Below are 14,271 nucleotides of genomic sequence, written 5' to 3'. Positions count from 1 at the left end.
CCCGGCCGGCAGCTCCACACTGTCGCGCCGGACAATCAGCCCCTGAAGAAATCAGGGGCCAAAGATCGCCAGAGTTACAGCCAGCCTTGTTCCTTGTAGTACTTGGCGGCCCCAGGATGCAGTGGAGCAACCAGCGAAGTAGAGACCATGGTTTCTGGTGTCAGGCGAGAAAATGCCGGGTGCAGCGAGGTAAAGGAGTCGAAGTTTTCAAACACTGCTTTTACCAATTGGTAAACCACTTCATCCGGTACGTCGGTAGATGTCACCAGCGTACCTTTTGGACCGAAGCTTGGAATCTCAGTATCGTTGCCTTTGTACATACCGCCCGGAATGGTGGCAACAGAATAGGCCGGGATATCTTTCAGCATCGCCTTGGAGGTTGGGCCGTCCATCGGGATCAGTTTGATGTCACAGGTGGTAGTGGCTTCCTGCGCCGAGCCATTTGGCAGACCTGCCGCCCAGAAAGAAGCATCAAATTTGTTATCACACAGTGCCTGCGCCTGTTCGGATGACTTCAGCTCTGCTGCGATGGCAAACGAGTCCTTGGTCCAGCCTGCCTTCTCCATCAGCATTTCCATCATCGAACGCTGACCCGAACCCGGGTTACCAATGTTGACGCGCTTGCCTTCCAGATCTTCGAAAGACTTGATGCCGGAACCTGCCAGCGCCATCAGATGAATCGGTTCAGGATGCAGCGAGAATACCGCACGCAATTCCTTGTATGGCTTGCCGTCGAACATGCGGTTGCCATTGTAGGCGGCAGCCTGAATGTCGGACTGCACCACGCCGAACTCCAGCTCGCCCTGTCGGATGGTATTGACGTTATATACCGAACCACCGGTAGATTCGGCCGAGCAACGAATACCGTGCTCCTTGCGGCCCTTGTTCAACATACGGCAGATGGCACCACCAGCCGGGTAGTACACGCCGGTCACACCGCCGGTACCGATGGAAACAAATTGTTTGGTATCCGCTTGTGCTGCCCATGACGCGGCAAAACCGAGTGAAGCAGTCAGCGCAATCGCTGCAATCCTGGTCGCTCTCAACATATTCATAACACCTGTTAGTCAAATGGAGGAATCTCGCAAGGTGCGATACAGCAGTGGACTTGTCCGGATCCGATGACAAGACACATTTGTATTGCGTGACCTGGATATACGGATCACTTGTATTATTTGTAAACAACGATAGGTACGATTGTGTCGACAATGTGAGCCCAATGACACAAATGTGTACTAATCAGGGAAATGCAGGAGAACAGTTAAACCAGCGAGGTATAAGGCAGGATATCCGCTGGCTATCCGTCAGGTATAACCAGCGTCATAGCAAGGTATTTACTAACCCAGCAGCAGTTCAGGCAACCAAAGCGACAACTCCGGAATGAAGGTTGTCAGCATCAGGGTGGGCAACCAGGCAAACAGAATCAGAATCAGCGTTGGTTTCATCATCTCGTTCACTGGGGTTTCGGTAACCCGGGAGCCCAGATACAAAAGCGGTGCTGTCGGTGGCGTGATATTGGCCATGCCAAGGTTGACCCCCAAAACCGCAGCAAAGTGAATCGGGTCCATGCCCACGCTTTGTACGATCGGTAACAGCAGCGGCACCGACAACAGCAAGCCGCTGATATCGTCCATCAACATGCCAATCAGGATCAGCACCAGATTCACCATCAGCAGGATCACAATCGGGTTTTCCGATACCGAATACACCAGATCCTGAGCAATGCCCGGAATGTCTTCGAAGACCAGAAAACGACTGACGATCAACACCATAAAGATCATGATCATCACCACACCAATGGTCACACCAGCACCGCGCATGGTGCTGATCAGGGTGCTCCAGGTCATGCCCTTATAAACGTAAATACCAATCGGGATGGCGTAGATGACAGCCAGGCCGGCCGCCTCTACCGGCGTCATGATGCCACCGTAGATACCGCCAAGAATGATCAACGGCATGGTCATCGCGGGCAGCGCCTTGAATGAACGGCTGCGTAGAGCCAAATTGAAAGGCTTCAATTTTTCACCCAGCTTGAGGTCATGTACGTTACGCAAGCAAAGGTAATTCACCAGGCACAGTAAGGTGATCAGGATAATGCCGGGGAACACCGTCGAGAGAAATGCCTTCAGCACCGATTGCTGTGCTGCCCAGGCATAAAGAATGTGTGAGGCACTGGGTGGAATAAGTAGCCCCAGCGGGCTGGCACTGACGATCAATGCCGCCGACAACCCTTGTGGATAATTGGCCTTGCGTAGATGCGGCATCATGATGCTGCCAATACAGGTCAGGGTGGCGTTGGCACTGCCAGAGATGGAGCCAAAGATGCCGCTGGCCACTACGGCCGCAGAAGACAAACCACCCTTCAGGTGACCGACAAACAATTCAGCCAGATTCACCAGCGGCGCGGCGATCTTGCCTTTCTCCATGATCGCACCGGCAATGATGAACAATGGAATCGCCAGCAATACCAACGAATTCATTTTCCAGTGGCCAGTGGGTAGGAAACCGGTAACGTCATAGCCACCAACAAAGGCCAGATAAATCAGCAGTCCACCAAAGGCCAAAGGTACGCTGACACCCAACAGAAGCAGCACACACAGAATCAAAAACGTCGTAAGAATAATCATAAAACACCCGTTACTGTGCAGACGAAGAGTCGGTTCGAAGCTCACGAACCAGTACGATCAGGTGAAGCGCGGTGTACAGGGCCATCAGAGCCAGGCCAATGAAAATACCGCTGCGGGGAAGGATAAACGGCAGCTTTAGTGCGACGGTTTGCTGCCAGCGTGGATAAGCTTCGATACTTTCCATGATCATCAACCAGCCCCACCAGCTCAGCACCAACAGAATCAGCAGCTCCAGTGACTCAACCAAAAGTCGACGCCAGAGCAGCAAGCGCGGGCTCTTGATCATAAAGCCGAGCATGTCAGCAGTGACGTGTTGACGGTCATGGGTGGCGATGGCGCTGCCACTGAAGAACATCCAGAAGGCAATCATCATCAGCCATTCTTCATAGGCAAACAGGTCGGCCTGAAACAGGTAGCGCAGCAGCACCACCATAAAGAATGTCAGCGCCATAACGATGCCAGAGCTGATCAGGATCGCATTGAGCACCTTCATCAGCAGGTTGAGCGGCCGATGCGGCCAGCCGGTAAAGTGGTTTGCCAGAGAAGTCATAGAAATATCCGGTGAAAGCTGCGGGAGGAATATAAAAACTCAGGCGGCAGACCGGTCTGCCGCCATTTAGGGACGAATCATTTGGCTGACTGCAGACGCTCCAGCACATCCTTGCCAACAGTTGCTTCAGCCATTGGCCATACCTTGGCGCGAACCTCCGCTTTCATGGCCTGCTTCTGGGCGTCTGTCGGCTCCAGAATCTCGTAACCCTTGGCAATCAGCTTGTCGCGAAATTCGTTATCGTTGGCCTTGTTCCAGGCGAAGAAGTCACCGGCGGCCTTGTTGAAAGCCTTGGTTACCACGGCCTGTTGATCGGCGTTCATCTTGTTCCAGGTTTTGGCTGAGATGTAGTAGAACGAGGTGTCGGTGATGGTGTCGTTGGCGACGTAGTAGCTACCAACATCGCTGACGGCAAAGATGTTGTAGGCATCCTGTTTGGTACAACACAGGGCACCATCAACGATTCCGGATTGCAGTGCCGGGAAGATGTCACCCCACGCCATGGTGGTGGCCTGATAACCGATCAATTCAACGGTTTCTTTCATCAACTCGGACGACCAGACCCGAATGTTCATGCCCTTCTCACCCATACCGGCCCAATCATCCGGCTTCTGGGTGGCGACAATGCCGGTGAATCCTACAGGAATGCTGTTCATCAGCTTCAGGCCAAGGCCATCGAGGCGCTCAGACATGATCTGGTTGAACTGGGAGTCCGGCGACATCATCACCTGATCCATCTCTTCCCAGCTGCTGACCAGAAACGGCAGCGAGGCAATTTCCAGCACCGGGTCTTTGTGGGAATAAATAAAACCGGCAACCATATCGACGTTACCGCGAATGGCGCTTTCAAACAGCTCTTCACCAGAGCCCAGCTGGTTGGCAGGGAATACAGATACCTTCAGGCCAACGTCAGCGGCTTCAATGTCTTTTTCGATCTGCTTCATCAGCTTGCTGCCCTGACTATCAGCAGGCAAAGTGCCAGCAAACTTCAAGCGCAGGTCAGCAGCGTTGGCAGACAGTGAGCTGGCCAATGCAACGGTCGTTACCCCAGCCAGTGCAATCTTGTTCAGGCTTTTGCCCATGGTTTTCAGCAACATCATTCGCGGTTACTCCAATCTTCGGTAGTCGTTGTTATGCCGCTCCAACCGCTTTAACCCGGTATGGTTAAACCAGCCAGTAACATGTCGAAGTGACATCCCTCATCAGTGGTCAGAGCAGAAACAGGCGCCTGAATCTCTGTTCTGTTATCGACTATAGGCTTGCCGAGTTGGCGGGTTCAATTTCGCGGCTTGCGGCAAACTGAAGCTACTTTATGCTCTTTCTGCGTCTAGTTGCTTGCGCCTTGAGAGGGCGCTGGAAAGCGCCGTCAGAGCCATACGAATGTCAATTGAACGAGAGAAATTTCCCGCCCGAAGTGTCCGTATTGGCCAGTTGATATGTTACGTGTTTCAGAGTGGTCGAGCCCGGAAAACGGTTTCGCCAGGGGCAACATCGTTACGAATGCGCTCAAGAATACCGGCTTCAATCTGGTCGGTATCCGGGGCGTAGATACCGCAGCTGGCTAGTGCTTGCTTATGACTGACGGCCTTGCCGAGAAAGGACAGGATGACCCGCTGGCAAACCGGTTCACGGGAATCGGAACCGGAGACCCCCATCATCAGACCAGCCAGTTGTGAGACGCGATTTTTGTAGGTTGGAAACAGAGTAACGTGGATCAGCTCATTACCCAGTACCTGCTCGTAACCGGAAATAAAAATCCGGTTGCCCATCCCCATCACCATGCCCTTGATCTTGTAGACGAAGCCGTCTCTGGCACTGCTGTTCTGCAATGACAGCCGTTCGATCCACTTGAAGTAGTGCTTGCCGTTATCGGCGTACAAAACACCATAGGCCTTGAGAATCTGGTCTGGATAGGAAGTTGAATAATAGTAGATGTAGTAAGAACCTTCGTACTTCGACAGGTCTTCCGGCGCCCGACTGGTCAGCTGATCAAAACATTCGATCTCAGGACGAGAGGCGATAGTCGGGCTTTCGTTGACGGGACGGGCACGTAGCAAGCGGGTGAAATCATCATGCTCCATCCAGATTTCGTGCTCTTCCAGACCGAAATAATCACAAATCTTTTGTAGGTTGTTGCCAGACGGAGATGTCTTGCCACTGAGGTATTTATTGAATTGCTGACGGTTAATGCTGAGTTCACGGCAGGCATCGGAGATCGATTTCTTGTAGCGACACAGCAAGCGCAGATTCAGCGCGAGGGTTTCTTTACTCATCAGACAGCAGGTTCCGGATACTTCGTTAATCAGCGACCAGTGTATGCGAAGTTGTCTCTGCATACACGACCACGGGCGATACCCATGGCTGCCTAACGAATAACAGGAAGGAGCTGTAAGGGTTTTGTTTGGTGCGCGGTGCACACCCTGAAAGCCGTTTTCAGCAAGCACCGGGGTTGTGTAGGAGCGAATTCATTCGCGAAGCCTGCTGCACAACGCCGGTATTTCTTTTCCCATGCTCTGAGTAGGAACTCGTCAAACATCCAGCCATTGAGCAATCTGTGCGAGTCATACCTCCAGCCTGTAGGGTGCGCACTGCGCACCGCTCAGAGGAAAACTACGGCTCCACCTGAATATCCAGAGTGTTAATCACCCGGCTCACCATGTTGTAGGCGGCGATCAACGCCACCAGCTCCACCACTTGCTTGTCGCTACCAAGCGCTGCCCGGGCAGCGTGGACGGTGTCTTCGCTCGCCTGTGGCTGGTCGGTCATTTCCAGTGCCAGGGTCATCACCGCCCGCTCAGACGGGTCGAACAGCTTGCTGTTGTCTCTCGCGCTCAATGGCTGTGCTAGCGCCTTATACTGGTGGTCGTTACCACCGGCGTTGAGAAACGGCGTTTTATGATGATGCCATTCATAAGCGGTGCTGTTGCGGGCCGAGACCGTCAGAATCGCCAGCTCTCTATAACGGGCGTCTACTTCAAGGTCGTTACGCACGGCTCCGAGGTAAGCGGCCCAGCCTTTGATCAGCGGCTGGCTGTGCATCAACATGCGGTCGATGTGCAGCAGCTGGCCGCCACGCTTGCTGCGAATGGACTGAATCAGGTCGGCGAATTCGCCGTTTTCAGGGTCGGCATCGGTCAGGTATGGAATCCTTGGCATGGCTCAGCCTCCCTGTACTGCGGTGTTGTTGGCAGTGATTGGCTGAACGTTATCAGGGGCCTGACGATTAACTTTTCCCTGTAGCAGGAAGTGGCCCAATGCAGGCAGCAGCACCATAGCGCCGACCATATTCCAGAGGAACATGAAGGCCAGCAGGATGCCCATATCGGCCTGGAATTTGATCACCGAGAACACCCAGGTGGACACGCCAGCAGCAAGCGTCATCCCCGTCATCAGCACCACCTTGCCGGTGAAAGACAGCGCGTGCTGATAGGCATCCGAAAGGCTTTCTCCAGCCTGCATACGGGTCAGAGTGACCGACAGGATATAAAGAGCGTAATCAACGCCAATACCCACACCGAGAGCGATCACCGGCAAGGTTGCAACCTTCACCCCCATACCCAGTGCGACCATCAAGGCTTCAGCCAGCAATGAGGTCAGCATCAGCGGCAGGATCGCCACGATCACGGCACGCCAGCTGCGGAAAGTGATGAAGCACAGCAGAATTACCGCGCCGTACACCATGAACAGCATGTCGCGCCAGGCGTCCTTCACTACGATGTTGGTGGCAGCTTCGATACCGGCACTGCCTGCCGCCAGCTTGAAGGTGACTTCGTCGCTGTTGTTTACCGTAGCGAAGGCTTCCACGTGATCCACAATGCGGGTCAGGGTGTCGGCCTTGTGGTCGGCCAGGTATACAAACAGCGTCAGCATGGTGCAGGCGTCGTTGTACAAACCACGCGGAGCCGAGGCGGTAATGAAGTTCAGCATCGACTGGTTCTTGATCAGCTCGAACCACTTCGGGTTGCCTTCATTAAGGCCGGTCAGTACCCGACGGTTCATCATCGCCAGCGAGTTGGTCGCCACCACACCCGGCAACTGGCGCAGTTGCCATTCCAGCGCATCTACACGGCGCAGGGCATCGTAGTTGGCGCAACCAGCGCTGCCACGGGTTTCCACCATGATGGCGAACACATCACTGGAAGCGCCGAAGTGGTCGGCCATAAAGGCGACGTCCTGGTTGTAGCGGGAGTCCTGACGCAGCTCCGGGGCGCCCGGATCGAGGTCGCCGATTTTCAGATGTGTGGAACCCCAGAAGCCCAGACCGGCAACCACCACGCCTGCCACAATCGCCATGGCAGCCGGACCACGCTGGGTAAATTTGTCGAGCAGCGCCCACAGCGCGGCTTTTTCTTCGCGTTCTTCAGCACGCAAGCTGCGCTTGGCGGCCTTCTTACTAACGCCCGTATAAGACAGCAGTACCGGCAGCAGAATCAGGTTGGTGAAGATCAATACCGCCACGCCCAACGATGCCGCAATGGCCAGCTCCTGAATCACTTTAATGTCGATTACCAGCAACACCGCGAAGCCCACGGCATCAGCCAACAGCGCCGTCAGGCCAGCCATAAACAGGCGGCGGAAGGTGTAACGGGCAGCCACGTATTTATGCGCGCCACGGCCGATGTCCTGCATGATGCCGTTCATCTTCTGGGCACCGTGGCTCATGCCGATGGCAAACACCAGGAAAGGCACCAGCATGGAGTATGGATCGAGGTTGTAACCCAGCGCCGAAATCAGCCCCAGCTGCCACACCACCGCGATCAAGGAGCTGGTAACCACCAGTTTGGTGGACACAAAGCAGCGGGTGTACAGGAACACAATGCTTGTAACGATGGCGATCGAGATCAGGAAGAAGGTCAGCACTTCATACAAGCCATCAATCAGGTCTCCCATGATCTTGGCAAAACCCGTGATATGAATGCTGGTGCCGTTCTGCTCGTAGCGACTGCGAATGTCTTCCAGCTGCATTGACAGAGTTTCGTAGTCCAGTGCGCTGCCGTCCGGCAAGGTGCTCAGCAGCGGTACAAAAATTGCCGAAGCAGAACCATCGAGCGCTACCAGCTGACCGATTTCACCGGAGCGGGCAATGTTTGACTGCAAACTGGCAAGGCTGGCATCGGAACCATTGTAACCATCCGGGATCACCGGGCCGCCTTCCAGCCCCTCTTCCGTCACCCCAATCCAACGGGTATTAGGCGTCCAGAGCGATTTGAAACCAGCCCGGTCAACGCCCGGCAGTAAGAATACTTCGTCGCTGATTTCACGCAGGGTTTGCATGTAGGAAGCGTCGTAGATAGATCCTGAATGACTGCCCACCGCGATACGCACCGCGTTACCCAGACCCGTCAGGTCTTCCTGATGCTCAAGGAAGTTGGCGATGTACGGGTGAGTGGTCGGAATGGTTTTTTCATAGCTGGCATTGAGCTTCAGTTGACTGGCTTGCCAACCCAAACCGATGGTGACCAGCACACACAGGATGATCACCGCCAAACGGTTGTTGAACAGCAAGCGCTCCAGCGCATTACCGGATTGTTTGTCGAATTGATCCAGCCCGACTGGCGCCAGATCGAGGTCATTATTGGAATGCATAATCAGTTACTCGAAATTCGCTCATCGGACAGGGAGACCGCAGTCATTCCCTGCAACCCACTTAACAGCACCCGGCCGTCGCTCATTGACAGAATCGCTGTCGGCGCCAGACCCCGCTCTACCCCAACCTGCGTGGCGTAAACTTCGTTGCGACTGGCAATCAGAAACTGACCGGCCTGATTGATAAGCATCAGCTCACCGCCATTACTCATCTCGGAATCGACCACCGAAGCTTCGGACGGCAACTGCAGCACGTTCCAGGAATCCCCCTGATCACGGGATACAAAGGCATTGCCACGCAGGCCAGCAACCACCAACTCGTCGTTGCTGGCACTGATGGTGAAAAAGCTGCCGCCATAAGGGGAATAAAGACGCTCGAATGCCAGGTTTGCATTACGTGAGGCGCGAAATAGCAGTCCCTCTTCACCGGCCAGATAAATGTTGTTGGCATCGGCGGCGATGCTGTACAGGTGACGCTCACCCGGATTTTCGATATGACTGATCAGTGGCTGCCAGCTGTCACCGCCATCACGGGTTTGGAACGCCAGGCCGTAAGCTCCAACGATCAAACCGGTTTGACTATCCGCGAACCAGACATCCAGAAACGGCTTGTCCGGGCCATCGGACACCAGTCGTTTGGCGCTAAATAACTTACGCTTGGCTTTACGGCTTGTGTCGTCAGCAGTGACTTTCTCGACCTCAGCCAGCACCAACTGTGCAGCCTGCGCACCATCGAGTTGTACTTGCCAGCTTTCACCACCGTCACTGCTGTGCAGCACCAGACCATAATGGCCGACTGCCCAACCGTTCTTGTCATCAGCAAAGCTAACGGCCGTAAGAGTCACACTGGAGGGCACCTGCGCCTGTTGCCAGCTCTGGCCCTGATCATCCGAAAACAGCACTACACCGCGTTCGCCTACAGCGACCAGACGTTCACCAGCCGAAGTAGTGTCGAGCACCGCGGCATGGGTAGCGTGACTAACCGTCACAGCCGGTAGACTATCGGGTTCCGCGATGGCTTCATTGGCCGCCACAATACCCTTGGCGCCAGCAGCAACCGTGGCCGTCATGGCAGCGGCCATGGCCAGCATCAACGACGCCTTGCGGGCGCCAGATTGGAGATTTTTCATAACGGCTCCTTTGTTATTTTTATCCAAGAGCACAGGATCGGATTGGCCGCCTAGCAGCACGGCCACATCGGCTAGGGGCTTAAAAGGCTGTGCCACCATCACAGTTGATGGCCTGACCGGTGATAAAGCCCGACTCTTCTGACGTCAGGAACGCCAGCGCCCCCACCAGATCTTCTGGCACTTCCGTGCGCTTGATCAGCTGCAAGTCTTTCACTGCATCAAACAGCGCTTGCGGCAAATGTTTACGAGAGCTTTCTGTGGCCGTCAGGCCCGGATGCAGGACGTTGGCGGTGACACCAAAGGCACCCAACTCGGCTGCTAAAGCGCGAACAAGGCCAACGCCCGCCATCTTGGTGGTGATGTAGGAAGCAAAGCCCGGACGAGGATCACCGGTAGTAGAGGAACCAATTTGTACAATACGGCCGTAATTACGGGCCTTCATGGATGGCGCCAGTGTTTGCGCCAGCACCAGAGAAGCTTCGACGTTAATGGCTTCAAACTTGCGAAACTCTGCCAACGTAAGATCTTCGAATGGAATAAGAGGCATGTAAGCGGCGTTGTTCACCAGAATGTCGCAATGACCAAACTGCTTCAGCACACCATTTGCGAATTCGGCCACGGCGTCGGCATCCGCCAGATCGACGGCATCGGCATAGATACGTACACCGGTATCCATCAGTGACTCAATGGTCTGATCGGGCATTTGAATATCAGTCAGTGCCAGGTCACAACCGGCTTCAGCCAGCCGGTGGGCAAAGTGAGAGCCCAATGCGCCCGCTGCACCAGTAATCAATGCAACACGCCCCTGATGGGTTTTGAAAATCTGCTTCTGCATGGAATTGCCTTCTTATTCTTATCACCGTTCCCATGACAGGTAACGGTGGGGAGTACCTATGCATTCAAGGTATCACTGGGCTGAGGCATCCAAAAAATCGTTTGATTTAATCCAAGGTATCCAAATGGTGGATATAAAGTTCTTACAGGAAAGAGGGTTTTGTGAAGGAAAGAGGACGTTTAGGGGCTTCACAGAAGCTGAGGAAAGGTTGGGGGGAGTTAGCTTCAGACGTACTGATCCCCGTCTGAGAGCACGACTTCTCGAGGCACAGCGGCGCGGCACTCCAACGGCACTCCGGCATGACTGTTGTTTCTGGGAGCGCGGTGAAGCGGCACTCCAACGGCACTCCGGCATGACTGTTGTTTCTGGGAGCGCGGTGAAGCGGCACTCCGACGGCACTCCGGCATGACTGTTGTTTCTGGGAGCGCGGTGAAGCGGCACTCCGACGGGGCGCCCGCATGGGTTGAGCTTTAGATTTTTTACAGAGGGTATTTGGGTCAACAGAGACGATGACCTCAATGAGTCCAACGCTGCGCGTTGTCTGGCTTCGCCACGCCGGCGGCGCTCCAGGCTGGCACCTTCGGTGCATCACCTGTCACATGGGCCCGATATCAGTAACAGAGACCCACGTATTCCATTTAATGCCCCAGTCGCAAGTTTAGTCTCATTCTGATGTCGCGGTGTTTTAGAGATCCCCAGAACGAGAAAAGCCCCAGTAACTTTCGCTACTGGGGCTTTAAATAGAAGCTTGACGATGACCTACTCTCACATGGGGAAGCCCCACACTACCATCGGCGATGCTGCGTTTCACTTCTGAGTTCGGAAAGGATTCAGGTGGTTCCACAGCTCTATGGTCGTCAAGCAAACTGGTTTGGTGTTTTTGTTGTCTTACGCACTCACGATTGTGGGCGGCAACGTTCACCAAATAGGGTTGGATACATGATGTTTAATTGAGATTCTCTTGCGAACCGGCGGTTGCTTGTTCGTATCTTTCACACTGTTTTCTTCAGTGCCTTGCTTGTCACTCCAAACAAGTTTGGGTGTTATATGGTCAAGCCTCACGGGCAATTAGTATCAGTTAGCTCAACGCCTCACAACGCTTACACACCTGACCTATCAACCTGGTGGTCTTCCAGGGCCCTACAGGGTACTTAAAGTACCAGTGAGATCTCATCTTGAAGGAGGCTTCACGCTTAGATGCTTTCAGCGTTTATCCCGTCCGAACGTAGCTACCCGGCAATGCATCTGGCGATACAACCGGAACACCAGAGGTTCGTCCACTCCGGTCCTCTCGTACTAGGAGCAGCTCTTCTCAAATCTCAAACGCCCACGGCAGATAGGGACCGAACTGTCTCACGACGTTCTAAACCCAGCTCGCGTACCACTTTAAATGGCGAACAGCCATACCCTTGGGACCGGCTTCAGCCCCAGGATGTGATGAGCCGACATCGAGGTGCCAAACACCGCCGTCGATGTGAACTCTTGGGCGGTATCAGCCTGTTATCCCCGGAGTACCTTTTATCCGTTGAGCGATGGCCCTTCCATACAGAACCACCGGATCACTATGACCTACTTTCGTACCTGCTCGACGTGTCTGTCTCGCAGTTAAGCCGGCTTATGCCATTGCACTAACCTCCTGATGTCCGACCAGGATTAGCCGACCTTCGTGCTCCTCCGTTACGCTTTTGGAGGAGACCGCCCCAGTCAAACTACCCACCACACAGTGTCCTCGATCCGGATAACGGACCTGAGTTAGAACCCCAAATTGACCAGGCTGGTATTTCAAGATTGGCTCCACGAGAACTGGCGTCCTCGCTTCAAAGCCTCCCAGCTATCCTACACAAGCCAATTCAAAGTTCACTGTGAAGCTGTAGTAAAGGTTCACGGGGTCTTTCCGTCTAGCCGCGGGAACGCGGCATCTTAACCGCGAATTCAATTTCACTGAGTCTCGGGTGGAGACAGTGTGACCATCATTACGCCATTCGTGCAGGTCGGAACTTACCCGACAAGGAATTTCGCTACCTTAGGACCGTTATAGTTACGGCCGCCGTTTACCGGGGCTTCGATCAAGAGCTTCTCCGAAGATAACCCCATCAATTAACCTTCCGGCACCGGGCAGGCGTCACACCCTATACGTCCACTTTCGTGTTTGCAGAGTGCTGTGTTTTTAATAAACAGTTGCAGCCACCTGGTATCTTCGACCGGTCAAAGCTTACGGAGCAAGTCCTTCACCTTAACCGGCGCACCTTCTCCCGAAGTTACGGTGCCATTTTGCCTAGTTCCTTCACCCGAGTTCTCTCAAGCGCCTTGGTATTCTCTACCTACCCACCTGTGTCGGTTTAGAGTACGGTTCGTTTGTAGCTGAAGCTTAGAGGATTTTCCTGGAAGCATGGCATCGACCACTTCGGACTCCGTAGAGTCACCGTCATCACGTCTCGGCATTGAAGACCCGGATTTGCCTAAGTCTTCTGCCTACCAGCTTAAACACGGACAACCAACGCCGTGCTGGCCTAGCCTTCTCCGTCCCCCCATCGCACTACAAACAAGTACAGGAATATTAACCTGTTTCCCATCGACTACGCTTCTCAGCCTCGCCTTAGGGGCCGACTAACCCTGCTCCGATTAACGTTGAACAGGAACCCTTGGGTTTCCGGCGGGGGAGTTTTTCACTCCCCTTGTCGTTACTCATGTCAGCATTCGCACTTCTGATACCTCCAGCCTGGTTCACACCTTGACCTTCAACGGCTTACAGAACGCTCCTCTACCATGCCATAAATGGCATCCGCAGCTTCGGTGTACAGTTTGAGCCCCGTTATATCTTCCGCGCAGGCCGACTCGACTAGTGAGCTATTACGCTTTCTTTAAAGGGTGGCTGCTTCTAAGCCAACCTCCTAGCTGTCTATGCCTTCCCACATCGTTTCCCACTTAACTGTAACTTTGGGACCTTAGCTGGCGGTCTGGGTTGTTTCCCTTTTCACGACGGACGTTAGCACCCGCCGTGTGTCTCCCGGATAGTACTCACTGGTATTCGGAGTTTGCAAAGGGTTGGTAAGTCGGGATGACCCCCTAGCCTTAACAGTGCTCTACCCCCAGTGGCATTCGTCCGAGGCACTACCTAAATAGTTTTCGAGGAGAACCAGCTATCTCCGAGCTTGATTAGCCTTTCACTCCGATCCACAAGTCATCCCCTACCTTTTCAACGGGAGTGGGTTCGGTCCTCCAGTGCCTGTTACGGCACCTTCAACCTGCTCATGGATAGATCGCCCGGTTTCGGGTCTAATGCATGCGACTGTTCGCCCAGTTAAGACTCGCTTTCGCTACGGCTCCGTTAACACTTAACCTTGCCACATACATTAAGTCGCTGACCCATTATACAAAAGGTACGCAGTCACCGAACAAAGTCGGCTCCCACTGCTTGTACGTACACGGTTTCAGGTTCTATTTCACTCCCCTAACAGGGGTTCTTTTCGCCTTTCCCTCACGGTACTGGTTCACTATCGGTCATCTGGGAGTATTTAGCCTTGGAGGATGGTCCCCCCATGT

Annotated in this window: 9 protein-coding genes and 2 rRNA genes (1 of these 11 only partly in view); all 11 read right to left on the bottom strand. The window is 54.0% G+C overall.

The genetic code is table 11. From position 1 onward, the window contains the following. Positions 1 to 74: 74 nt before the first annotated feature. Complete coding sequence (locus ACXADJ_RS00455; RefSeq protein ID WP_475061871.1) at positions 75 to 1,049, bottom strand: TAXI family TRAP transporter solute-binding subunit; 975 nt, start codon at positions 1,047 to 1,049, stop codon at positions 75 to 77. A gap of 288 nt (positions 1,050 to 1,337) precedes the next feature. Continuing rightward, entirely contained in the window at positions 1,338 to 2,627 is a 1,290-nt protein-coding gene (locus ACXADJ_RS00450) for a TRAP transporter large permease (protein ID WP_475061869.1), read from the bottom strand. Between the two features lie 10 nt (positions 2,628 to 2,637). Further along, entirely contained in the window at positions 2,638 to 3,177 is a 540-nt protein-coding gene (locus tag ACXADJ_RS00445; RefSeq protein WP_475061867.1) for a TRAP transporter small permease, read from the bottom strand. Between the two features lie 77 nt (positions 3,178 to 3,254). Further along, complete coding sequence (gene dctP / locus ACXADJ_RS00440) at positions 3,255 to 4,277, bottom strand: TRAP transporter substrate-binding protein DctP (protein ID WP_475061865.1); 1,023 nt, start codon at positions 4,275 to 4,277, stop codon at positions 3,255 to 3,257. A 348-nt stretch (positions 4,278 to 4,625) separates the two neighbouring features. Continuing rightward, positions 4,626 to 5,450, bottom strand: coding sequence for a helix-turn-helix domain-containing protein (locus ACXADJ_RS00435; RefSeq protein WP_475061863.1), 825 nt, complete (start codon positions 5,448 to 5,450; stop codon positions 4,626 to 4,628). Positions 5,451 to 5,787: 337 nt separating this feature from the next. Next, positions 5,788 to 6,333, bottom strand: coding sequence for a carboxymuconolactone decarboxylase family protein (locus ACXADJ_RS00430; RefSeq protein ID WP_475061861.1), 546 nt, complete (start codon positions 6,331 to 6,333; stop codon positions 5,788 to 5,790). A 3-nt stretch (positions 6,334 to 6,336) separates the two neighbouring features. Then, positions 6,337 to 8,763 carry an efflux RND transporter permease subunit gene (locus ACXADJ_RS00425; RefSeq protein WP_475061859.1) on the bottom strand — a complete coding sequence of 809 codons (2,427 nt, stop codon included), beginning with the start codon at positions 8,761 to 8,763 and terminating at the stop codon, positions 6,337 to 6,339. Between the two features lie 2 nt (positions 8,764 to 8,765). Beyond that, positions 8,766 to 9,893, bottom strand: a complete 1,128-nt coding sequence (locus ACXADJ_RS00420; protein ID WP_475061857.1) for a WD40/YVTN/BNR-like repeat-containing protein — start codon at positions 9,891 to 9,893, stop codon at positions 8,766 to 8,768. Between the two features lie 79 nt (positions 9,894 to 9,972). Then, positions 9,973 to 10,728, bottom strand: coding sequence for an SDR family NAD(P)-dependent oxidoreductase (locus tag ACXADJ_RS00415; RefSeq protein WP_475061855.1), 756 nt, complete (start codon positions 10,726 to 10,728; stop codon positions 9,973 to 9,975). A gap of 746 nt (positions 10,729 to 11,474) precedes the next feature. Next, positions 11,475 to 11,590 (bottom strand): 5S ribosomal RNA (gene rrf, locus ACXADJ_RS00410). A gap of 185 nt (positions 11,591 to 11,775) precedes the next feature. Next, a 23S ribosomal RNA gene (locus ACXADJ_RS00405) occupies positions 11,776 to 14,271 on the bottom strand (it continues 388 nt past the right edge of the window).

Source organism: Oceanobacter sp. ABM4_470, from assembly GCF_056158645.1.
This window is presented reverse-complemented; position numbering and strand designations above follow the sequence as displayed.